We start from the raw sequence: 22,583 nt of genomic DNA, 5'->3' as shown, positions 1-22,583 counted from the left end.
GACATGCGCACCCCTAGCGTCCCGGCGGACGCGAGCACAAATGCGGACCCTCTGCAGTGACCCGCCCCCGCATCTGCCTCAACATGATCGTGAAGAACGAGGCACCGGTGATCACCCGGTGCCTCGCTTCCGTGCGTCCGCTCATCGACCACTGGGTGATCGTGGACACCGGCTCCACGGACGGCACGCAGGACATCGTGCGGGATTTCCTCCGGGACGTGCCCGGCAGCCTGCACGAGCGGCCCTGGAAGAACTTCGCCCACAACCGCAACGAGGCGCTGGAGCTCGCGCGGCCGCAGGCCGAATACCTGCTCTTCATCGACGCGGACGAGCAATTGCGCATGCCCGACGGCTTCGCATGGCCCCGGCTGGATGCGGACGGCTACATGTTCACCTGCCGCATGAACGATTGCGAGTACCAGCGCAACGCCATGGTGGCCGCGCGCGTGCCGTGGCGCTGGGAGGGCGTGCTGCATGAATACCTGTCCGCGCCCGCGCACGGCGCCTGGCAGTCGCTGCCGGGCCCGCTGATCGACGTCTCCCACGACGGCGCCCGCGCCCGCGATCCGCAGACCTACCAGCGCGACATCGCCGTGCTCGAAGCGGCCCTGCGGGACGAGCCCGGCAACACGCGGTACGCGTTCTACCTCGCCCAGAGCCTGCGCGACGCAGGCCGCCTGCAGGAGTCGCGCGAGGCCTACCGCCGGCGCGCGGCGATGGGCGGCTGGGACGAGGAGTGCTGGTACGCGGTGCTGCAGGTGGCGATGCTCACGGAGCGCCTGCAGGACCCGCCGCAGGAGGTGCGCGAGACCTACCTCGCCGCCTATGCGCAGCGCCCGGCCCGCGCCGAGCCGCTGTGCGAACTGGCCCGCTACCACCGGCTGCGCTCGGAGTTCGCGCTCGCGCACCTCTATGCGCAGCAGGCCGCCCGCATACCGCGTCCCGCGGACATCCTCTTCGTCGATGCGGCCGTGTACGAGTGGCGCGCGCTCGACGAACTCACCGTGAGCGCGTTCTACGTGCGGGCCTTCGACCAGGGGCGCGAGGCCCTGCAGCGGCTGCTGCGCGAACGGCGCTTCCCGGCCTCGGAAGCCTCGCGCATCGAGTCGAACCGGCCCTTCTTCGGGCTGTAGCGCAGGCTGCGGCAGGCACGGTGCCGGCGGTACCGGTACCCGTGCCTGCGATACTTCCCGCATGACTGCCCCCTCCTCCAGCGGCGCCGCCGCCCCCTCGCCCGCGTCCGCGGGCGGCTGGCTGCACGAAGCCATCGCCCGGATCGAAGCCGACTACCACCGCAGCGCCGACACGCACCTCATCCCGCTCAACCTGCCCGCCTACGCGGCCCACGGCATCGACCTCTACCTGAAGGACGAATCCACCCACCCCACGGGCAGCCTCAAGCACCGCCTCGCGCGCTCGCTGTTCCTCTACGCGCTGTGCAACGGCTGGCTGCACGAGGGCTCGACCATCGTCGAATCCTCCAGCGGTTCCACCGCGGTGAGCGAGGCGTATTTCGCGCGCCTGCTCGGCCTGCCGTTCGTGGCCGTCATGCCGCGCGGCACCTCCGCTGAAAAGGTGGCGCTGATCGAGTTCCACGGCGGCCGCTGCCATTTCGTGGACAGCGCGGCCGAGGTGTACGACGCGGCGCGCGCGATCGCCGCCGATACCGGCGGGCACTACATGGACCAGTTCACCTATGCCGAACGGGCGACGGACTGGCGCGGCAACAACAACATCGCCGAGAGCATGTTCCTGCAAATGCAGCGCGAGCGCCATCCCGTGCCGCGCTGGATCGTGGTGGGCGCCGGCACGGGCGGCACCAGCGCCACCATCGGCCGCTACATCCGCTTCCAGCGGCACGCCACGCAGGTCTGTGTCGCGGACCCGGCGGGATCGGTGTTCGCCGCCTACTGGCGCACGGGGGACGGCACGCTCACGGCGACGGGCTCGCGCATCGAAGGCATCGGCCGCCCGCGCGTGGAGCCCAGCTTCGTGCGCACGCTCGTGGACCGGATGGAGGAAGTGGCGGATGCCGAATCGGTGGCCGCGATGCAGGTGCTCTCCACCCTGCTCGGGCGGCGCGTGGGCCCCTCCACCGGCACGAATTTCGCGGCCATGCTGCGCCTGGCGAGCGGCATGCGCAAGCGCGGCGAACGGGGCTCGCTGCTGTCGCTGCTCTGCGACTCGGGCGAGCGCTACCTGCCCACCTACTTCGACGACGCGTGGGTGGCCGGCACCATCGGCGACTGCAACGCGGCCCGTGCCGGCATCCAGGCCCGCATGGACGCCTGAGACGCAGGCCGCGCCACGCCCGCCCACCCGCCCGCGCGATGCCCCCGCGACCGATTCCCTCCCCCTTCGCCACGCGCCGCGCCTGGCTCGCCGCGGCGCTCGGCGCCGGTGCGCTCGGTGCATGGCCGCTGGCCGCCAGGGCCCTGCCCGCACGCACCCTCGTCTTTCCGCGCGACCACGGCAGCCATCCGGAGCTGCGCACGGAATGGTGGTACATCACCGGCCACGCGCATGCGGACGGGCAGGACTGGGGCTTCCAGGTCACCTTCTTCCGCTCGCGCGTGGACGAAACCCGCACGCTGCGCTCGGCGTTCGCGGCGCGCCAGCTGCTGTTCGCGCATGCCGCCGTGACCGACGTGCGGGGCCGCACGCTGCTGCACGACCAGCGCATCGCGCGCGCGGGCTTCGGCATCGCGCGGGCTGATGAAGCCGACACGGCGGTCCGGATCGGTGACTGGTCCCTGGTGCGGGAAGGCACCCCGCAGGGTGGCGGCCGCTACACGGCCCGCATCCCGGCCGGGCCGTTCAGCCTCGACCTGCAGTTCGACACCACCCAGCCGATGATCCTGCAGGGCCGGCACGGCCTGTCGCGCAAGGGCCCGCAGCCGGAGCAGGCCAGCTACTACTACAGCCAGCCCCAGCTGGACGTGCGCGGCACCATCGCCCTGCCGGACCGCCGCATCGCCATCGCGCCGGCGGGCGCCACGGGCAGCCCTGCGGCCCGCGCCTGGCTCGACCACGAATGGAGCGAGGCCCTGATGCACCCGGAGGCCGTGGGCTGGGACTGGATCGGCATGAACCTCGACGGCGGCGGCGCCCTCACCGCCTTCCGGCTGCGCCGCCGGGACGGCAGCACGCTCTGGGCCAGCGGCTCGTTCCGCGCGGGCGCGGCCGCCGCACTGCAGGTCTTCGAGCAGGCCGAGGCCATGGCCTTCACGCCCCTGCGCCACTGGACCAGCCCGCGCACCGGCACGCGCTATCCCGTAGCCTGGCGCATCGACACGCCCGCCGGCCGCTTCGAGGTCGACGCCCTGATTGACGACCAGGAACTGGACAGCCGCGGCTCCACCGGCGCGATCTACTGGGAGGGCCTCAGCACGCTGCGCGACGCCGCCGGCCAGGGCGTCGGCCGCGGCTACCTCGAACTCACCGGCTACGCGGGCGCGCTGCGCCTGTGACGGCGCGGCAGGCTCAGCGGGTCTTCCTGAGCTTTTCGATGATTTCCCCCATGATCCCGCGGCGGAAGGCCAGCACGCAGACCACGAAGATCAGGCCGGTGACGATGGTCACCGACTCGCCCAGGGTGCGGAACCAGTCCACGCCCGTGAGGGACGCGAGCAGGTTGCCGAATTCGCCGATCTTGTTCTCCAGCAGCACCACCACGGCGGAGCCGACCAGCGGGCCGGACAAGGTGCCCAGGCCGCCGACCAGCGTCATCAGGATCACCTGGCCCGACGCCGTCCAGTGCACGTCCGACAGGGTGGCGAAACCCAGCACCAGCGTCTTGAGCGAGCCGGCCAGGCCCGCGATGGCGGCCGAGATCACGAAGGCCAGCAGCTTGAAGCGCTGCGTGTCGTAGCCCAGCGAGATCGCGCGCGGCTCGTTCTCCTTGATGCCCTTGAGCACCTGGCCGAACGGCGAATGGATGGTGCGCACGATCAGCAGGAAGGCCGCGACCACCACGGCCAGCGCCACGTAGTACATCGTCACGTCGCTGGAGAGATCGATCACGCCGAACAGCTTGCCGCGCGGCACGCCCTGCAGCCCATCCTCGCCGCCCGTGAACGGTGCCTGCAGGCAGGCGAAGAACAGCATCTGCGCGAGCGCCAGCGTGATCATCGAGAAATAGATGCCCTGGCGGCGGATGGCCAGCCAGCCGAACAGCAGGCCCAGCAGCGCGCCGCCGGCCGTGCCCAGCAGCAGCCCGACCTCGGGCGTGAGCCCCCAGACCTTGATCGCATGGCCCGCGACGTAGGCCGCGCCGCCGAGAAACGCCGCGTGGCCGAAGGACAGCAGCCCCGTGTAGCCCAGCAGCAGGTTGAAGGCGGAAGCGAACAGTGCGAAGCACAGCAGCTTCATCACGAACACGGGATAGGCGCCGAGGAACGGCGCGGCGATCAGGCCCAGCAGCAGCAGGCCATAGCCGAAGGTGGCGAGATTCTTGTGGTGCATGTGCGCGGCCCCGTCCTGGTCACTTTTCCTTGCCGAACAGGCCGGCGGGGCGGATGAGCAGCACCACCACCATGATGACGAACACCACGGTGGACGATGCCTCGGGATAGAACACCTTGGTGAAGCCCTCGACGACGCCCAGGCCCAGGCCGGTGAGGATGGAGCCCATGATCGAGCCCATGCCGCCGATCACCACCACCGCGAACACCACGATGATGAGGTTCTGGCCCATGAGCGGCGTGACCTGGTAGACCGGTGCGGCCAGCACGCCCGCGAAGGCCGCCAGCGCCGCGCCGAAGGCGTAGGTGAGCGTGATCATCACCGGCACGTTGATGCCGAAGGCTTCCACGAGGCGCGGGTTCTCGGTGCCCGCGCGCAGGTAGGCGCCGAGCTTGGTCTTCTCGATGACGTACCAGGTGCCGATGCAGACCACCACCGAGGCCACCACCACCCAGGCGCGGTAGTTGGGCAGGATCATGAAGCCGAGGTTGGTGGCGCCCTCCAGCAGCTCCGGCGTGTCGTACCCCAGGCCCGAGACGCCGTAGATGGAGCGGAACACGCCCTCGATCAGCAGCGTGAGCCCGAGCGTGAGCAGCAGGCCGTAGAGGTGGTCGAGCTTGTAGATCCAGCGCAGCAGCAGCCGCTCGATCACCACGCCGAAGAGGCCGACGACGAGCGGCGCCGCGATGAGCATCACCCAGTAGTTGATGCCGAAATACGCCCCCGCCATCCAGGTGAGCAGCGCCCCCAGCATGAACAGCGCCCCATGCGCGAAGTTGATCACGTTGAGCAGGCCGAAGATCACCGCCAGCCCCAGGCTGAGGATGGCGTAGAACGAGCCGTTGACCAGCCCCAGCAGGAGCTGGCTCAGCAGGGCCGGCAGAGAGACACCGAAGATTTCCATGGGAAGGCGGCTAGGGATGCGGGTGGGTGGCGCTCAGGCGGTGCGGCTCGTCATTTCCAGAGCGCGCACTTGCTCTCGGCCTTGGTGGCGAAGACCTGGTCGCCCGGCAGCTTCTTCACGAGCTTGTAGTAGTCCCAGGTGCCCTTGGATTCCGCGGGCGTCTTCACCTGCATGAGGTACATGTCGTGCACGTAGCGGCCGTCCGGGCGCAGCGTGCCGCTGTTGAAGAAGTCGTTCATCTTCATGCCGCGCCAGGCCTCCATCACCTGGTCGGCCTCGATGCTCTTGGCGGCTTCCACGGCCTTGAGGTAATTCATGGTGGCCGAATAGTCGGCCGCCTGGATCTCGGTCGGCCGGCGCTTGGTCTTCTCCATGAAGCGGTCGGCGAACTTGCGGGTCTCGTCGTTCAGGTCCCAGTACCAGCTGGTGGTGAACTGCAGGCCCTCGGTCGTCTTCAGGCCCAGGCTGTGGATGTCGCTGAAGAAGATCAGCAGCCCGGCGAGCTTCATGTTCTTGCCGATGCCGAACTCCTTGGCCGCCTTGATCGAGTTGATCGTGTCGCCGCCCGCGTTCGCCAGGCCCAGGATCTGCGCCTTGGAGTTCTGCGCCTGCAGCAGGAAGGAGGAGAAGTCCGAGGCGTTGAGCGGGTGCCGCACCGAGCCCACCACGGTGCCGCCCTTCTCCTTCACCACGCGCGAGGTGTCGGCCTCCAGCGCATGGCCGAAGGCATAGTCGGCCGTGAGGAAGAACCAGCTCTTGCCGCCCGCGTCCACGATGGCCGCGCCCGTGCCCTTGGCGAGCGCCACGGTGTCGTAGGCGTAGTGCACGGTGTAGGGACTGCACTGCTCGTTGGTCAGCGCCGAGGTCGCCGCGCCGTTGTTGATGAAGACGCGCTTCTTCTCCTGCGCCACCTTCGCCATGGCCAGCGCCGTGCCGGAGTTGGTGCCGCCGAAGACCATGGTCAGGCCCTGCGTGTCGATCCACTCGCGTGCCTTGCTGGCCGCGATGTCCGCCTTGTTCTGGTGGTCCGCCGTGAGCAGCTCGATCGGCCGGCCCAGCACCTTGCCGCCGAAATCGTCGATCGCCATCTGGATCGCCACCGCGCCGTTCTTGCCCTCCACGTCGGCGTACAGGCTCGACATGTCGGTGATGAAGCCGATCTTCACCGGCGCGTCCTGCTGCGCATGCGCGGCCGAGGCCGCGAAGAGCCCGGCGGCGCCGAGCGCCATTGCCAGTTTCGTGATTCCGTGTGCCATGGTGCTTGTCTCCTGGTGTTGTCGTTCGTCCATCGCGGGAAAGCGGCTGTCAGGCGCGGCGCGTCACTTCCAGAGCGCGCACTTGCTCTCGGCCTTGGTGGTCCACACCTGGTCGGCGGGGAGCTTGGCGACCACCTTGTAGTAGTCCCACGGCTCCTTGGATTCGGCGGGCGACTTCACCTGCATCAGGTACATGTCGTGCGCGAAGCGGCCGTCCGGGCGGATGCTGCCCTTGGCGTAGAAGTCGTCGATGGGCGTGGACTTGAGCTTCTCCATCACCTTGTCGGCATCGGTGCTGTTGGCCGCCTGCACGGCCTTCAGGTAGTTCATCGTGGCGGAGTAATCGGCCGCCTGGATGTCGGTGGGCATGCGCTTGGTCTTGGCGAAGAACTTGCGGCCGAAGGCGCGCGTCTTGTCGTCGAGGTTCCAGTCCCAGCTGGTGGTCAGCAGCAGGCCCTCGGTGTTCTTCAGGCCCAGGCTGTGGATGTCCGTCAGGAACACCAGCAGGCCCGCCATCTTCATGCTCTTGTTGATGCCGAACTCGCGCGCGGCCTTGATCGCGTTGATCGTGTCGCCGCCCGCGTTCGCCAGGCCCAGGATCTGCGCCTTGGAGTTCTGCGCCTGCAGCAGGAACGAGGAGAAGTCCGAGGCGTTGAGCGGGTGCTTCACGCTGCCGAGCACGCGGCCGCCCTTCTCCTTCACCACCTTGGCCGTGTCGGCCTCCAGCGCCGCGCCGAAGGCATAGTCGGCCGTCAGGAAGAACCAGTCCTTGCCGCCCTGCTGCACCACCGCGCCGCCGGTGCCCTTGGCGAGCGCCACGGTGTCGTAGGCGTACTGCACGGTGTAGGGGCTGCACTGCTCGTTGGTCAGCGCCGAGGTGCCCGCCCCGTTCACGATGAAGACGCGCTTCTTCTCCTGCGCCACCTTCGCCATCGCCAGGGCCGTGCCCGAGTTGGTGCCGCCGAAGAGCATCGTCAGGCCCTGCGTGTCGATCCACTCGCGCGCCTTGCTGGCGGCGATGTCGGCCTTGTTCTGGTGGTCGGCCGAGACCAGCTCGATCGGCATGCCCAGCACCTTGCCGCCGAAATCGTCGATCGCCATCTGGATCGCCACCGCGCCGTTCTTGCCCTCCACGTCGGCGTACAGGCTCGACATGTCGGTGATGAAGCCGATCTTCACCTTGCCGTCCTGCGCCTGCACGGCCGAGGCGGCGCACAGGCCCGCGAGGCCGAGCGCCACGGCCAGTGTCTTGAAGGTCGCGGTGGTGCGTGAATGTTTCGTCATGTCGTCGTCTCCTGAGGCTGGATGGTCGTTTGTTCGTTCGATTCGGTTTCGGCGTGGCACGGGCGGGCGAGGCCGGCGGCTCACACGCCCAGCAATTCGTTCAGCACGGGCATGCGCTGCTCCAGTTCGTCGGCGCCGAACTGCAGCGCGATGCGCCCGTGCTCCATCACGTAGAAGCGGTCGGCGAGCGGCGCGGCGAAGCGGAAGTTCTGCTCCACCATCACCACCGTGTAGCCCTTCTGGCGCAGCGTGGTGATCATGCGCGCCAGGGCCTGCACGATGACGGGCGCGAGCCCCTCCGAGATTTCGTCGAGCAGCAGCAGCTGCGCGCCCGTGCGCAGGATGCGCGCCACGGCCAGCATCTGCTGCTCTCCGCCCGACAGGCGCGTGCCCTGGCTGTGGCGGCGCTCCGCGAGGTTGGGGAACATCGCGTAGATCTCGTCCACCGGCATCCCGGCGCGGCCCGTCTTCAGCACGGGCGGCAGCAGCAGGTTCTCCTCGCACGACAGGCTGGAGAAGATGCCGCGTTCCTCCGGGCAGTAACCCACGCCCAGGTGCGCGATGCGGTGCGTCGGCATCTGGATGGTTTCCTGCCCGTTGATCTTCACCGAGCCCTTGCGGGCGCCGGTCAGGCCCATCACCGCGCGCAGCGTGGAGGTGCGGCCCGCGCCGTTGCGGCCCAGCAGCGTGACCACCTCGCCGGGCTGCACGACCATGTCCACGCCGTGCAGCACGTGCGATTCGCCGTACCAGGCCTCCAGGCCGCGGATTTCGAGAGCGGGGGCGGCCATCAGTGGGCCCCTTGCAATTGGCCGTCGGTCGTGCCCATGTAGGCCTCCATGACCTGCGGATTGCGCGAGACCTCCTCGTACGGCCCCTCGGCCAGCACGGCGCCGCGCTGCAGCACCGTGATGCGGTCGGCGATGGTGGAGATGACTTTCATGTTGTGCTCGACCATGAGGATCGTGCGGCCCGCCGACACCTTCTTGATGAGCTGCGTGACGCGGTCCACGTCCTCGTGGCCCATGCCCTGCGTGGGCTCGTCGAGCAGCATCAGCTCGGGCTCCATCGCCAGCGTCGTGGCGATCTCCAGCGCGCGCTTGCGGCCGTAGGGCAGGTTGACGGTGACCTCGTCGGCCAGGTCGGCAAGGCCCACCTCCGCGAGCAGTTCGCGCGCCCGGCTGTCGAGGTGCGCCAGGCTGCGCTCGCTCTTCCAGAAATGGAACGACGTGCCCAGCCGGCGCTGCAGGCCGAGGCGCACGTTCTCGGTGAGCGTCAGGTGCGGGAACACGGCCGAGATCTGGAACGAGCGGATCACCCCGCGCCGGGCGATCTGCGCAGGGGCCTCGCGGGTGATGTCCGCGCCGTTGAAGGTGATGGTGCCGGACGTGGGTTCGAGGAACTTGGTCAGCAGGTTGAAGCAGGTGGTCTTGCCCGCGCCGTTGGGGCCGATCAACGCATGGATGGAACCGCGGCGCACCGACAGGTTCACATCGCTCACCGCGGTGAAGCCCTTGAATTCCTTGGTGAGATGGCGGGTTTCGAGAATGACGTCGTCGCTCATGGGGCAGGTTGCCGCTTCCTGTGGGGTGGTCCATCGGCACGCCGCCCGGGAAGGGTCGGCAGCTGCCGCGGTCAAGGGGCTTGCGGCGCATCGTATGCCGCCCCCCCGAAGGCCAGGAACTGGGACAAATGCCTATGTATAAACGCCTAAGCAAACACCCCCCGCACCCGCCCGGCCCGGCATGGAAGCAGCCCCGGAGAGGCCCCGGCACCGGGAAGCGCGCACCTCGGCGGACCACCCTCTGCTGCCCGCATGGCCATGACCCGCCGCCCTTTAGCGCTCCTTAAACCATAGCAACAACATCATGGACGGCCCGGCCCCGGGCACTGGCTCTCCGAGCCCGCCTACACTGGCCGCACCATGCCTTCCGCCCCTGCCGACGCACGCCCCGAGGCACCGCCTCCGGGAAATCCCTCCCGCGTTCCGCCGCGCGCACTGGCCGGGCTGCTGCCCTTCCTGCGGCCCTACGCCGGGCGCATCGCCCTCGCGCTCGTGTTCCTGGTGCTCGCGGCCGGCGCGACGCTCGCCTTCCCCATGGCGCTGCGGGCGCTGATCGACGGCGGCCTCCTGCCCGGAGATCGCGGCGCCCAGGCGCTGGCGCTGCGCGAGCACTTCGGCCTGCTGTTCCTCGTGGCGGTGGCGCTCGGGGTGTTCTCGGCCGCGCGGTTCTATCTGGTCAGCTGGCTCGGCGAGCGCGTCACGGCCGATCTGCGCAACGCCGTCTATGCACGCGTGCTGCAGCAGAGCCCGGCCTTCTTCGAGACCACGCAGACCGGCGAGGTGCTGTCGCGCCTGACCACCGACACCACGCTGGTGCAGACCGTCGTGGGATCGTCCCTGTCCATGGGCCTGCGCAACGCGGTGATGGGCATCGGCGCGCTCGGCATGCTGGTCTGGAGCCATCCGCGGCTGATGGCCGTGGTCCTGCTGGGCATCGTCGCCGTCGTGGCGCCGACCGCCTGGATCGGGCGGCGCGTGCGCCGGCTCTCGCGCGACAGCCAGGACCGCGTGGCCGATGCGAGCGCGCTGGCCGGCGAGGTGCTGAACGCGGTCCCGGTGGTGCAGAGCCACACGGCCGAGGCGCGCGAGAGCGCCCGGTTCCGCGCGGCCACCGCCAGCGCCTTCGATGCGGCCGTGCGCCGCAGCCGGGCGCGCGCGGCGCTGGTGGCGTTCGTCATCGTCACCAACGCCGCCCTGCTGCTCTGGGGGCTGTACCGCGGCACGCAGGCGGTGCTCTCGGGCGACATGTCGGCCGGGCAGCTCGGCGAGACCGTCATCTACGTCATGCTGCTCGCCGGCGCCGTGGCGGTGCTCGGCGAGGTCTATGGCGACCTGCTGCGCGCCGCCGGTGCCACCGAGCGGCTGATGGAACTGCTGGCTGCGCCCGCGGCGATCGTCTCTCCCCCCGGTGCCGCGCCGTTCGGACCCGCCGGGCAGGGCCTGCGGGTGGATTTCGAGCAGGTGCGGTTCCACTACCCGTCGCGCCCGGCGCAGGCCGCGCTCGACGGGTTCGACCTGCACATCGCGCCCGGCGAAACCGTGGCGCTGGTGGGTGCGAGCGGCGCGGGCAAGACGACGGTGTTCCAGCTGCTGCAGCGGTTCTACGACGTGGACGGCGGCACGTCCGGCGGACGCATCCTGCTGGACGGGCGCGACCTGCGCACGCTGGCGCTCGGGGATTTCCGCTCACGCATCGCCGTGGTGCCGCAGGACGCCGTCGTCTTCTCCGCTTCCGCGCGGGAGAACATCCGCTATGGCCGCCCCGACGCGACCGACGCCGAGGTGGAAGCCGCCGCGCGCGCCGCCTTCGCCCACGACTTCCTCGCCGCCCTGCCCGAGGGCTACGGCACCTTCCTGGGCGAGCGCGGCGTGCGGCTGTCCGGCGGACAGCGCCAGCGCATCGCGATCGCCCGCGCACTGCTCAAGGACGCCCCGCTGCTGCTGCTGGACGAGGCCACCAGCGCGCTCGACGCGGAAAGCGAACGCATGGTGCAGGCCGCCCTCGACGCCGCGCTGCACCCGCGGGGCCGGCGCCGCACCACCCTGGTCATCGCCCACCGGCTGGCCACCGTCCAGAATGCGGACCGCATCGCCGTCCTGGAGCACGGCCGCGTGATCGAACAGGGCCGGCACGCGGAACTGCTGCGGCAAGGCGGAGCTTATGCCCGCCTGGCCGCGCTGCAGTTCACGGCCTGAGCGGGAAAGGGGCCAGAAGTCCGGATGACCCGCATCCGGCGACCCGCCAGAGCACCGCCACCTGAGGCATGGCCGCCAAAGGCACTCCCCGGCGGCGCGGCCAGCTACTGCAGCGTTTCCTTGGCGGCCGCCGGCAGGGGCAGCGGCAGCACGGCGATGCCTTCTTCCAGCAACTGCACCGTGTCCTTCACGCTCGCCTGGCCGCGGATCGGCCGCTCCTCGGCTTCACCATGGTGGATGCGGCGGGCCTCCTCGGCGAAGCGCGGGCCGACGTCCTCGGTATGGGCCATCACCTGGCGTGCCATGCGCAGCCAGGCGGCCTGCAGCTCCTGGGGCGCCAGCGACCGGGATGGCGATGGCGGCGGCGGAGATGCAGGAGAAGGCCCGGCATCCGCCGGCCCGGTGCCTGCGGAGGAAGCGTGCCGTGCAGGCGGCCCGGAGGCCGTGGAGCGCAGATTCAGGCGCGGTGCACTCAGCACCTTGCGGACGCCGCGGCTGCCGCACATCGGACACTCCAGCAGCCCGCGCGCGAGCTGGTCCTGGAAATCGTCTTCGGAAGCGAACCAGCCTTCGAAGGCATGGTCGTGCTCGCAGTGCAGATCCAGCACTTTCATTCTGGAGACTCCGCAGCGTCCATGGCGCTGAAGGGGTGGAGCGTGGCCGGGCTCACCCGCGCCGGCGCAGCAGGTAGCGGTAGACGAAACCCGGGAACGCCAGCGTCGCGAACAGCGCGGCCGTGATCGCGTAGAACTCCCAGCCCTGGGGAGCGATCTGGCCGGCACGGCGCTCCAGCAGCAGCGCGAGCGCCCCCACCAGGAAGTAGCACAGCACGAGTTCGCCGAGGCGGGCCGCCAGCGGCTTGGCCGCGGCCGCGCGGGGGCCCACCACCAGCCAGCGCTGGTTGCAGAACGGCAGGTTGGCAGCGGCGAAGGCCACCACGATCACCAGCCAGATGGATGCGGAGGACGACAAGGGGCGATCGATCCGGATGGCGCACCGCCCTTCCCTCCTGCCTGCCGTTCACTGACGCAACGGCGGGCCGGGAAAGGCCGTGGGCCGTTCAGGTCAGGTGGCCAGCGCGCGCACCACGGCGTCGGCGCAGAGAGCCATCAGGCCGCCCGGCACCAGGCCGAGGATCAGCACGAGCGCACCGTTCAGCGTGAGCACCATGCGCACGTCGAGCGGGGCCGACACGCTGGTGGCCGTCAGCGGTGCGTCGAAGTACATCACCTTCACGACGCGCAGGTAGTAGAACGCGCCGATCAGCGACATCACGACGGCGAACACGGCCAGCGCGATGTAGGGAGCCTGGCCGGAAGCCACCAGGGCCTGCAGCACGGCCAGCTTGGCGTAGAAGCCCACCATCGGCGGGATGCCCGCCAGCGAGAACAGGCAGACGGCCATCACGCCGGCGTACAGCGGGCTGCGCTGGTTGAGGCCTGCCAGGTCGGAGATCTCTTCGCTCTCAAAGCCCTCGCGCGCCAGCAGCAGGATGATGCCGAAGCTCGCGAGCGTGGTCAGCACGTAGGTCAGGATGTAGAACATCGCAGAGCTGTAGGCGTTCTCGACCGCGTTCGCGTCCACGTTGCCGTTGATGACGCCCGACAGCAGCCCCAGCAGCACGAAGCCCATCTGCGCGATGGTCGAGTAGGCCAGCATGCGCTTCAGGTTGGTCTGCGCGATGGCCGCCAGGTTGCCCACGAGCAGCGAGCCGATCGCCAGCACCGCGAGCATCTGCTGCCAGTCGATGGCCAGCGGCAGCAGGCCGTCCACCAGCAGGCGGATCATGATCGCGAACGCCGCCAGCTTGGGCGCGCTGCCGATGATGATCGTCACGGCCGTGGGAGCGCCGTGGTAGACGTCCGGAATCCACATGTGGAACGGCACGGCGCCGATCTTGAACGCGAGGCCGGCCACGACGAACACGAGGCCGAACACCAGCACCTGGTGGCGGATCTGGCCCGAGTTCACGGCCTTGAAGACCTGGCCGATGTCCAGCGAGCCGGTGGCGCCGTACAGCATCGAGAGGCCGTAGAGCAGGAAGCCGCTGGCCATCGCGCCGAGCACGAAGTACTTCATGGCGGCTTCGGTGGCCGTCGTGTGGTCTCGGCGCAGCGCCACCAGCGCGTAGCTGGAGAGCGTGAGCAGTTCCAGGCCCAGGTAGATCACGAGGAAGTTGTTGCCCGACACCATGACGAACACGCCGAGCAGCATGAACATCGACAGCGTGAACAGCTCGCCGCCGCGCAGCATGCCGCGGTCCGCCGCGTAGGGGCGGCCGTAGACCAGCGTCACCATCACGGTGATGGTGGCGAAGCACTTGAGCCAGTTGCCCATCGCGTCGCTCACGACCATGTTGCCGAAGCCGTAGAACGTGTTGCCGCTGCTCGCGTACATGCCCTGCAGCACGGCCACCACGGCCAGGGTGAGCATGGTGAGCACGTAGGTGCCGGTGCGCCGGGCGCTCTTCACGCCCAGGTCCACCAGGGCGATCACGCAGGCCATCACCAGGAGCACGATCTCCGGGTACACCGCCAGCCAGCTGATGTTGTCAATCATCTCGGTCTCTCGTTGTCAGTCGGTTCATTGGAGCTTGGTCTGCGCCACGTGCTTCAGCAGCTCCGCCACCGACACGTCCATCACGTCGGTGAAGGGGCGCGGATACAGGCCCATGTACAGCACGGCCACGGCGAGCACGCCCAGCACCAGGAATTCGCGGGCGCTGATGTCCAGCAGGCCGCGCACGTTGTCGTTGCCCACCGGGCCGAGATAGACGCGCTTGAACATCCACAGGGTGTAGGCGGCGCCGAAGATCAGCGCGGTGGCGGCAGCGAAGCCGATCCAGAAGTTCGCCTTCACGGCGCCCAGGATCACCATCCACTCGCCTACGAAACCGGCGGTGCCCGGCAGGCCGCAGTTGGCCATCGCGAACAGCAGCGCGAACGCCGCGAACTTGGGCATGGTGTTGACCACGCCGCCGTAGGCCGCGATCTCCCGCGAATGCACGCGGTCGTACAGCACGCCGATCGAGAGGAACATCGCGCCCGACACGAAGCCGTGGGCGATCATCTGCACCAGGCCGCCGGAGACGCCCAGGTCGTTGAAGATGAAGAAGCCCAGCGTCACGAAGCCCATGTGCGCCACGGACGAATACGCCACCAGCTTCTTCATGTCCTTCTGCACCATGGCCACCAGGCCCACGTAGATCACCGCGACCAGCGACAGCGCGATCATCAGCCACGCCCACTGGCGCGCCGCGTCGGGAGCGATCGGCATCGAGAAGCGCAGGAAGCCGTAGGCGCCGAGCTTCAGCATGATGGCCGCCAGCACGGCGGAGCCGCCGGTGGGCGCTTCCACGTGCACGTCGGGCAGCCAGGTATGCACCGGCCACATCGGCACCTTCACGGCGAAGGCCGCGAAGAACGCGAAGAACAGCAGCGTCTGGGCACGCGCCGACAGCGGCAGCTGGTGCCAGGTGGCGATGTCGAAGCTGCCGCCGGACTGGTTGTACAGGTACACCAGGGCGATCAGCATCAGGAGCGAGCCGAGCAGCGTGTAGAGGAAGAACTTGAACGCCGCGTAGATCTTGTTCGGGCCGCCCCAGATGCCGATGATCAGGTACATCGGGATCAGCGTGGCTTCGAAGAACACGTAGAACAGCAGGCCGTCGGCCGCGCTGAACACGCCGATCATGAGGCCCGAGAGGATCAGGAACGCGCCCATGTACTGGTTCACGCGCTCGGTGATCGACTCCCACGACGCGATCACCACGATCACCGTGATGAAGGCCGTGAGCGGCACGAACCAGAACGAGATCCCGTCCAGGCCCAGGTGGTAGTGCACGTTGAAGCGCTCGATCCAGAGCATCTTCTCGACGAACTGCGCGGCGGCCGTGCCGTTGTCGAAGCTGCCGAGCAGCGGCAGCGTGGCGGCGAGGCCGATCAGCGAGCCGATCAGCGCGATCCAGCGGACCATGCGCGCCTGATCGTCGCGCCCGAAGGCCAGCAGCAGGGCACCGAAGGCGATCGGCGTCCAGATGGCAAGACTCAACAAACCCATTTTTCTTCTTCCTCTACTTGTTGAGCCACACGAAGTACGTCATGAGCCCGAACACGCCCAGGATCATCACCAGCGCATAGTGGTAGATGTAGCCCGACTGCACCCAGCGCACGATGCCGGCGACCCAGCCGACGACCTTCCAGGAGCCGTTCACCACGGCGCCGTCGATCAAGGCCTGGTCGCCGCCCTTCCAGAGACCCATGCCCAGCGCGCGGGCGCCGCGGGCGATGATGTTCTCGTTGATCCAGTCGAGGTAGTACTTGTTCTCGAACAGGACGTAGATCGGCATGCAGATGCGCTTGATCGCCGCCGGCAGCGCCGGGTTGACCATGTACATGTAGTAGGAGAGCGCGACACCGGCCAGCGCCAGCCAGAACGGCGCGGTCTGCAGGCCGTGCAGGGCCATGGCCACCGGGCCGTGGAACATCTCGGACAGCTCGGCCATCGCGGGGTGCTTGGCGGCATCCACGAAGATCACGTCCTTGAAGAAGTCGCCGAACAGCATCGGCTGGATCGCCAGGAAGCCGATCACCACCGAGGGGATGGCCAGCAGCACCAGGGGCACCGTCACCACCCAGGGCGACTCGTGCGGCTTGGCGTCGTGGCCATGGCCATGGTCGTCGTGGGCATGGTGGTCGTCGTGGTGCGCGTCCGGGTTCTGGTCGTAGCGCTCCTTGCCGTGGAAGACCAGGAAGTACATGCGGAACGAATAGAACGCGGTGACGAACACGCCGGCCAGCACCGCGAAATGCGCGAAGCCTGCGGCGGGCAGCGTGCTGGCGTGCACGGCCTCGATGATGCTGTCCTTGGAGTAGAAGCCCGAGAACAGCGGCGTGCCGATCAGCGCCAGGGAGCCCAGCAGCGAGGTGATCCAGGTGATGGGCATGTACTTGCGCACGGCGCCCATCCAGCGGATGTCCTGGTTGTGGTGCATGCCCATGATCACCGAGCCCGCGCCGAGGAACAGCAGCGCCTTGAAGAACGCGTGCGTCATCAGGTGGAACACGGCCACCGAGTAGGCGGAAGCGCCCAGCGCCACGGTCATGTAGCCCAGCTGCGACAGCGTGGAATAGGCCACCACGCGCTTGATATCGTTCTGGATCATGCCCAGGAAGCCCATGAACAGGGCCGTGATGGCGCCGATCACCAGGATGAAGTTGAGGGCCGTGTCCGAGAGCTCGAACAGCGGCGACATCCGCGACACCATGAAGATGCCGGCGGTCACCATGGTGGCCGCGTGGATCAGCGCGGAGATCGGGGTCGGGCCTTCCATCGAGTCGGGCAGCCACACGTGCAGCGGGAACTGCGCGCTCTTGCCCATCGCTCCGATGAACAGGCAGATGCAGATCACGGTGATCAGCATCCAGTCGGTGCCCGGAAAGCCGATGGCGCCCAGCTCGCCCGACTTGGCGAAGATCTCGCCGTAGTTGAGCGTGCCGGTGTAGGCGGCGATCAGGCCGATGCCCAGGATGAAGCCGAAGTCGCCCACGCGGTTCACGAGGAACGCCTTCATGTTGGCGAAGATGGCCGTGGGCTTGTTGAACCAGAAGCCGATCAGCAGGTACGACACCAGGCCCACCGCTTCCCAGCCGAAGAACAGCTGCAGCAGGTTGTTGCTCATGACCAGCATGAGCATCGAGAACGTGAACAGCGAGATGTACGAGAAGAAGCGGTTGTAGCCGTCGTCCTCTTCCATGTAGCCGATCGTGTAGATGTGCACCATCAGCGACACAAAGGTCACCACGCACATCATCATGGCGGTGAGCGTGTCGATGAGGAAGCCGACCTCCATCTTGAGGCCGCCCACCACCATCCAGGTGTAGAGCGTCTCGTTGAAGCGGGCGCCGTCGAGCGCCACGCTCTTGAACGTCAGGGCCGAGAGCACGAACGCGACGAACACGCCGAGGATCGTGAGGGTGTGGCTCGCGCGGCGTCCGATGCGGTTGCCGCCGAAGGCCGTGCCGAGGATGCCGGCGAGCGCGGAGCCCGCCAGCGGCGCCAGCGGCACCGCGAGGAGCATCGAAGCGGAGAGGGTTTGACTCATTCTTGAAGACCTTGCAAGTACCGGCGGATCAACCCTTGAGGGTGTTGAGATCTTCCGCGTCGATGCTGGACTTGTTGCGGAACAGCAGCACCAGGATCGCGAGGCCGATGGCGGATTCGGCCGCGGCCACCGTCAGGATGAAGAACACGAACACCTGCCCGTGCATGTCGCCCAGGTAGTGGGAGAACGCGACGAAGTTCATGTTCACGGCCAGGAGCATCAGCTCGATGGCCATGAGCAGCACGATGAGGTTCTTGCGGTTCAGGAAGATGCCGATCACCGACAGCGCGAACAGCATCGCGCCCAGCGACAGGAAATGGCCCAGGGTCAACGTCATGCCTTCTTCTCCTCGGCGGCCGCAGCGGGCGCCGCCGGTTCTTCCGCGGGCTTCTGCGTCGCGGCGACCTTCACCAGCGCGACGCGGTCGGCGGCACGCACACGCACCTGTTCCGAGACCTTGGTCACCTTGGTGTCCTTGCGCTGGCGCAGGGTCAGGGCGATGGCGGCGATCATCGCCACCAGCAGGATCACGGCGGCGATCTCCACCGGGTACAGGTATTCGGTGTAGAGCAGCTTGCCGAGTGCCTTGGTGTTGGAGTAGGGCACCACGTTGCCGGCCACGTCCACCATGGCCGCCACGGCCTTGGGTTCATCCATGCCGCGGAAGCCGCCCATCAGCACCGCCGCCATTTCCAGCGCGATCAGCGCGCCGATGAAGGCCGCGAGCGGGAAATGACGCCAGAACCCCTGCCGCACGGTGTCGATGTGGATGTCCAGCATCATCACCACGAACAGGAACAGCACCATGACGGCGCCCAGGTAGACCAGCACGAGCGCGATGGCCAGGAACTCGGCCTTCAGGATCAGCCAGATGGCGGCGGCCTGCGAGAACGCGAGGATCAGGTGGAGCACCGCATGCACGGGGTTGCGCGCGGTGATGACCCGGAAGGCCGCATACAGCAGCACGACCGAGAACAGATAGAAGAAACCAGTCTTGGCGTCCATGAATCGGATCTTGTGAAAAGTGGTTCAGGAGCCGCGGGTCAGCGGTACTTGGCGTCGGCCGCCTTGGCAGCGGCGATCTCGGCCTCGTAGCGGTCGCCGACCGCCAGGAGCATGTCCTTGGTGAAGTACAGGTCGCCCCGCTTCTCGCCGTGGTATTCCAGGATCTGCGTCTCGACGATCGAATCGACCGGGCAGCTTTCTTCGCAGAAGCCGCAGAAGATGCACTTCGTGAGGTCGATGTCGTAGCGCGTCGTGCGGCGCGAGCCGTCGGCCCGCACGTCGGACTCGATCGTGATCGCGAGCGCCGGACAGACCGCTTCGCAGAGCTTGCAGGCGATGCAGCGCTCTTCGCCGTTCTCGTAGCGGCGCAGCGCGTGCAGCCCGCGGAAGCGCGGCGACAGCGGCGTCTTCTCTTCGGGGAACTGCACCGTCACCTTGCGGCGGAACGCGTAGCGGCCGGTCAGGGCCATGCCCTTGACCAGTTCCACGAGCATGAAGCTCTTGAAAAAGTCCTTGAAGGAAAAAGATCTCGTATCAGCAGCAACAGCAGCCATGATGTGTCCCGCTTATTTCCAGATGTTCCAGGGCGACAGCAGCCATCCGCCCACGATCAGCAGCCACACCAGGGTGACCGGAATGAAGATCTTCCAGCCCAGGCGCATGATCTGGTCGTACCGGAAGCGCGGGAAGGTCGCGCGGATCCAGATGAACATGGACACCACGAGGAAGGTCTTGAGCCCCAGCCAGATCCAGCCCGGGATGAAGTCCAGGGCCGCCACCGGCGACAGCCAGCCGCCCAGGAACATGGTCACCCCCAGGATGGACACGAGCCACATGCTGGCGTACTCGGCCAGGAAGAAGATCGCGAAGCCCATGCCCGAGTATTCGACCATGTGGCCGGCCACGATTTCCGCCTCGCCTTCCACCACGTCGAACGGGTGGCGGTTGGTCTCCGCCACGCCGGAGATCAGGTAGACGATGAAGATCGGCAGCAGCGGCAGCCAGTTCCACGACAGGAACGACAGGCCGGCGCCCGCCATGGTGCCCTGGCCCTGGCTCAGCACGATCTGCGTGAGGTTCATGCTGCCCGAGACCATGATGACCACCAGGAAGCAGAAGCCCATGGCGATTTCGTAGCTCACCATCTGGGCCGACGCGCGCAGCGCGCCCAGGAAGGCGTACTTCGAGTTCGAGGCCCAGCCGGCGATGATCACGCCGTACACCTCGATCGAGGTGATCGCCATGATCAGCAGCAGGCCGGCGTTCACGTTGGCCAGCGCCACGTCGGGGCCGAAGGGGATCGCCACCCAGGCCGCGAGCGCGGGCATGATGGCCATCACCGGGCCCAGCACGAACAGGCCCTTGCTGGCCGCCGCGGGCTGGATGATTTCCTTGGTGAGCAGCTTCAGGCCGTCGGCCAGCGGCTGCAGCAGGCCGAACGGGCCCACGCGGTTGGGGCCGTGGCGCACCTGCATGAAGCCCAGCAGCTTGCGCTCCCAGAGCGTGAGGTAGGCCACCGCGCCCATGAGCGGCGCCACGATGGCGACGATCTTGAGCAGGTTCCAGAGCACGGGCCACACGGCGCCCGTCCACCAGGATTGGGCGACGAGGTTCAGCCCGCCGTTGTAGAGCGCGTCGATCATGCTGCGGCTCCTTCCACGGCGGCGGGGGCGGCCGCGGCAGCCTGGCGGCCGTCGGCCGTCAGCTGCAGCGAGGGCGCACGGCGCACGAGGCTGTCGAGCTGGTAGATGGCGGCGACCACGGGCTCCGTCGCACCGGCCGCGATGGCCGGCACGGCGGCTGCCGCGGACGTCGTGTTGGACAGGCGGGCGGCCGGCAGGTGCGTCGGCAGCTCGGCGCCGGTGGCGCCCACGGCGTGGGCCAGCACCTCCTGCGAGGTCTCGAAGCCGATGCCCTGCACACCCAGCAGGTTGCCGAGCACGCGCAGCACCTTCCAGGCCGGACGCGCATCGCCCAGGGGCTTGACCACGGCGTGGAAGCCCTGCAGGCGCCCTTCGGCATTCACGAAGCTGCCGGAGGTTTCGGTGAACGGAGCGATGGGCAGCAGCACGTCGCTGAATTCCAGGTTGGTCTTGAACGGGCTGAGCGTCACGACCATCTCGGCCTGTGCGAGCGCCTCTGCGGCGCGCGCACCGGCGGCGGAGTCGTGCACCGGCTCGGTATTGAGCAGCAGCGCGGCCTTCAGGCCGCCGGCCAGCATGCGGCCGGCGTCGAGCCCGCCCTGGCGGGGCTGTGCGCCCACGAACTGCGCGCCGACGGTGTTGGCCGCTTCGGTCAGGTAGCCGACCACGGCGCCGGTCTGCGCGCCGATCCACTGGGCCAGCGCCAGCAGCGACGACGCCTGGGCATGGTGCGCGGCGGCATTGCCGAGCAGCACGGCGTGGCCTTCGCCGGACGCGAGCGAACGCGCCACGGCCAGTGCCGCATCGGTCGCACGGCCGGAGGCCACGGGCGCGGCCACGCCACGCTCCTGGGCCACGGCGGCCGCGATGTCGGCCAGGGCGGCGGCCCACTCACCGGCGGGTGCCACGATGGATTGCGCCATCGGCATGGCCCAGTCGTAGGCGGCGGAGTTCAGCGCGCTCACCGCGCAGCCCTTGCGGGCCGCCTGGCGGATGCGCTGCGCGAACAGCGGATGTTCCTTGCGCAGGTTGGAGCCCACGACCAGCACCGACTGCAGCGTGGAGAGCGCCGCGATCGGCATGCCCAGCCAGCGCACGCCTTCGGACGCCGGGAATTCGGCATTGCGCAGGCGGTAGTCGATGTTGTCGCTGCCCAGGCCGCGCACCAGCAGCGTGGCGAGGTGCAGCTCTTCCAGCGTGCTGTGCGGGCTGACCAGCGCGCCGATGCTCTGGGCACCGTGCTCGGACTGGACGCCGCGCAGGCCGTTGGCCACGTATTCGAGCGCCGTCTGCCAGTCCACTTCCTTCCACTGGCCGCCCTGCTTGAGCATGGGCTTGGTGAGGCGGTCGGGACCGTTCAGCGCTTCGTACGAGAAGCGGTCGCGGTCGGCGATCCAGCACTCGTTCACGTCCTCGTTCTCGAACGGGACGACGCGCATGACCTTGTGGTTCTTGACCTGGACGATCAGGTTGGCGCCGGTGGAGTCGTGCGGGCTGACCGACTTGCGGCGCGACAGCTCCCAGGTGCGGGCGCTGTAGCGGAACGGCTTGCTCGTGAGCGCGCCCACGGGGCAGATGTCGATCATGTTGCCCGACAGCTCGGAGTCCACGGTATCGCCCACCACGGTGGTGATCTCGGAATGCTCGCCGCGGTGGATCATGCCCAGCTCCATCACGCCGGCCACTTCCTGGCCGAAGCGCACGCAGCGGGTGCAGTGGATGCAGCGGGTCATCTCCTCCATGGAGATCAGCGGGCCGACGTCCTTGTGGAACACCACGCGCTTCTCTTCCTCGTAGCGCGAGGAAGAGCCGCCATAGCCCACGGCCAGATCCTGCAGCTGGCACTCGCCGCCCTGGTCGCAGATCGGGCAGTCCAGCGGGTGGTTGATCAGCAGGAATTCCATGACCGACTGCTGGGCCTTGATGGCCTTGTCGCTCTTGGTGCGCACGATCATGCCCTGCGTCACGGGCGTGGCGCAGGCCGGCATCGGCTTGGGAGCCTTCTCCACGTCCACCAGGCACATGCGGCAGTTGGCGGCGATGGAGAGCTTCTTGTGATAGCAGAAATGAGGGATGTAGGTGCCCGCCTTCTCGGCCGCATGCATCACCATGCAGCCTTCGGCGACTTCCACCTTCTTCCCGTCGAGTTCGATTTCAACCATAT

The 22,583-nt window shown here is 68.2% G+C and carries 20 protein-coding genes; 4 read left to right on the top strand and 16 right to left on the bottom strand.

Annotated features, from left to right (window positions below):
* Nucleotides 1–83: 83 nt before the first annotated feature.
* From Q9R47_RS14080 to Q9R47_RS14070, 3 genes are all read left to right on the top strand, one after another.
* The gene (locus Q9R47_RS14080; RefSeq protein WP_311233922.1) at nt 84–1,133 is read left to right on the top strand and encodes a glycosyltransferase; all 1,050 of its coding nucleotides are present in this window, start codon (nt 84–86) and stop codon (nt 1,131–1,133) included.
* 61 nt (nt 1,134–1,194) lie between these two features.
* Nucleotides 1,195–2,292 (top strand): PLP-dependent cysteine synthase family protein, encoded by a 1,098-nt coding sequence (locus Q9R47_RS14075; protein WP_311233822.1) that lies wholly within the window; start codon nt 1,195–1,197, stop codon nt 2,290–2,292.
* Between the two features lie 38 nt (nt 2,293–2,330).
* Nucleotides 2,331–3,470: a carotenoid 1,2-hydratase gene (locus Q9R47_RS14070; protein ID WP_311233821.1), complete on the top strand. Its 1,140-nt coding sequence runs from the start codon at nt 2,331–2,333 to the stop codon at nt 3,468–3,470.
* A gap of 13 nt (nt 3,471–3,483) precedes the next feature.
* Here Q9R47_RS14070 and Q9R47_RS14065 read toward each other — a convergent pair whose 3' ends face one another.
* From Q9R47_RS14065 to Q9R47_RS14040, 6 genes are all read right to left on the bottom strand, one after another.
* Nucleotides 3,484–4,464: a branched-chain amino acid ABC transporter permease gene (locus tag Q9R47_RS14065; RefSeq protein ID WP_311233820.1), complete on the bottom strand. Its 981-nt coding sequence runs from the start codon at nt 4,462–4,464 to the stop codon at nt 3,484–3,486.
* 19 nt (nt 4,465–4,483) lie between these two features.
* Complete coding sequence (locus Q9R47_RS14060; RefSeq protein WP_311233819.1) at nt 4,484–5,368, bottom strand: branched-chain amino acid ABC transporter permease; 885 nt, start codon at nt 5,366–5,368, stop codon at nt 4,484–4,486.
* Nucleotides 5,369–5,418: 50 nt separating this feature from the next.
* Nucleotides 5,419–6,624 (bottom strand): ABC transporter substrate-binding protein, encoded by a 1,206-nt coding sequence (locus Q9R47_RS14055; RefSeq protein WP_311233818.1) that lies wholly within the window; start codon nt 6,622–6,624, stop codon nt 5,419–5,421.
* 63 nt (nt 6,625–6,687) lie between these two features.
* Nucleotides 6,688–7,908 carry an ABC transporter substrate-binding protein gene (locus Q9R47_RS14050; protein WP_311233817.1) on the bottom strand — a complete coding sequence of 407 codons (1,221 nt, stop codon included), beginning with the start codon at nt 7,906–7,908 and terminating at the stop codon, nt 6,688–6,690.
* Between the two features lie 80 nt (nt 7,909–7,988).
* Complete coding sequence (locus Q9R47_RS14045) at nt 7,989–8,699, bottom strand: ABC transporter ATP-binding protein (RefSeq protein WP_311233816.1); 711 nt, start codon at nt 8,697–8,699, stop codon at nt 7,989–7,991.
* Nucleotides 8,699–9,472, bottom strand: a complete 774-nt coding sequence (locus Q9R47_RS14040; RefSeq protein WP_013593748.1) for an ABC transporter ATP-binding protein — start codon at nt 9,470–9,472, stop codon at nt 8,699–8,701. The genes Q9R47_RS14045 and Q9R47_RS14040 overlap by 1 nt, the downstream gene beginning before the upstream one ends.
* A gap of 360 nt (nt 9,473–9,832) precedes the next feature.
* Here Q9R47_RS14040 and Q9R47_RS14035 point away from each other — a divergent pair, with 360 nt between their 5' ends.
* Nucleotides 9,833–11,668 (top strand): ABC transporter transmembrane domain-containing protein, encoded by a 1,836-nt coding sequence (locus tag Q9R47_RS14035; protein ID WP_311233815.1) that lies wholly within the window; start codon nt 9,833–9,835, stop codon nt 11,666–11,668.
* A gap of 104 nt (nt 11,669–11,772) precedes the next feature.
* Here Q9R47_RS14035 and Q9R47_RS14030 read toward each other — a convergent pair whose 3' ends face one another.
* From Q9R47_RS14030 to nuoG, 10 genes are all read right to left on the bottom strand, one after another.
* Nucleotides 11,773–12,282: a DUF1178 family protein gene (locus Q9R47_RS14030; RefSeq protein ID WP_311233814.1), complete on the bottom strand. Its 510-nt coding sequence runs from the start codon at nt 12,280–12,282 to the stop codon at nt 11,773–11,775.
* 52 nt (nt 12,283–12,334) lie between these two features.
* Entirely contained in the window at nt 12,335–12,640 is a 306-nt protein-coding gene (locus Q9R47_RS14025) for a DUF2818 family protein (RefSeq protein WP_160046475.1), read from the bottom strand.
* 93 nt (nt 12,641–12,733) lie between these two features.
* A complete protein-coding gene (nuoN, locus tag Q9R47_RS14020) occupies nt 12,734–14,227 on the bottom strand; it encodes an NADH-quinone oxidoreductase subunit NuoN (protein WP_311233813.1) in 1,494 nt (497 codons plus the stop codon).
* A gap of 24 nt (nt 14,228–14,251) precedes the next feature.
* Nucleotides 14,252–15,727, bottom strand: a complete 1,476-nt coding sequence (locus tag Q9R47_RS14015) for an NADH-quinone oxidoreductase subunit M (RefSeq protein ID WP_311233812.1) — start codon at nt 15,725–15,727, stop codon at nt 14,252–14,254.
* Nucleotides 15,728–15,740: 13 nt separating this feature from the next.
* Nucleotides 15,741–17,771 carry an NADH-quinone oxidoreductase subunit L gene (nuoL, locus tag Q9R47_RS14010; protein WP_311233811.1) on the bottom strand — a complete coding sequence of 677 codons (2,031 nt, stop codon included), beginning with the start codon at nt 17,769–17,771 and terminating at the stop codon, nt 15,741–15,743.
* 28 nt (nt 17,772–17,799) lie between these two features.
* Nucleotides 17,800–18,108, bottom strand: coding sequence for an NADH-quinone oxidoreductase subunit NuoK (gene nuoK / locus Q9R47_RS14005; RefSeq protein WP_011794416.1), 309 nt, complete (start codon nt 18,106–18,108; stop codon nt 17,800–17,802).
* Nucleotides 18,105–18,776, bottom strand: coding sequence for an NADH-quinone oxidoreductase subunit J (locus tag Q9R47_RS14000; protein ID WP_311233810.1), 672 nt, complete (start codon nt 18,774–18,776; stop codon nt 18,105–18,107). The genes nuoK and Q9R47_RS14000 overlap by 4 nt, the downstream gene beginning before the upstream one ends.
* A 38-nt stretch (nt 18,777–18,814) precedes the next feature.
* On the bottom strand, nt 18,815–19,330 hold the full coding sequence (gene nuoI / locus Q9R47_RS13995; protein WP_311233809.1) for an NADH-quinone oxidoreductase subunit NuoI: 516 nt from the start codon (nt 19,328–19,330) through the stop codon (nt 18,815–18,817).
* Between the two features lie 12 nt (nt 19,331–19,342).
* Nucleotides 19,343–20,419 (bottom strand): NADH-quinone oxidoreductase subunit NuoH, encoded by a 1,077-nt coding sequence (nuoH, locus tag Q9R47_RS13990; protein ID WP_311233808.1) that lies wholly within the window; start codon nt 20,417–20,419, stop codon nt 19,343–19,345.
* On the bottom strand, nt 20,416–22,581 hold the full coding sequence (gene nuoG / locus Q9R47_RS13985; protein WP_311233807.1) for an NADH-quinone oxidoreductase subunit NuoG: 2,166 nt from the start codon (nt 22,579–22,581) through the stop codon (nt 20,416–20,418). Before nuoG ends, nuoH begins: the two co-directional genes overlap by 4 nt.
* Between the last annotated feature and the right edge of the window lie 2 nt (nt 22,582–22,583).

It is taken from the genome of Acidovorax sp. PRC11 (assembly GCF_031844105.1).
Lineage (GTDB): Bacteria > Pseudomonadota > Gammaproteobacteria > Burkholderiales > Burkholderiaceae_C > Paracidovorax.
This window is presented reverse-complemented; position numbering and strand designations above follow the sequence as displayed.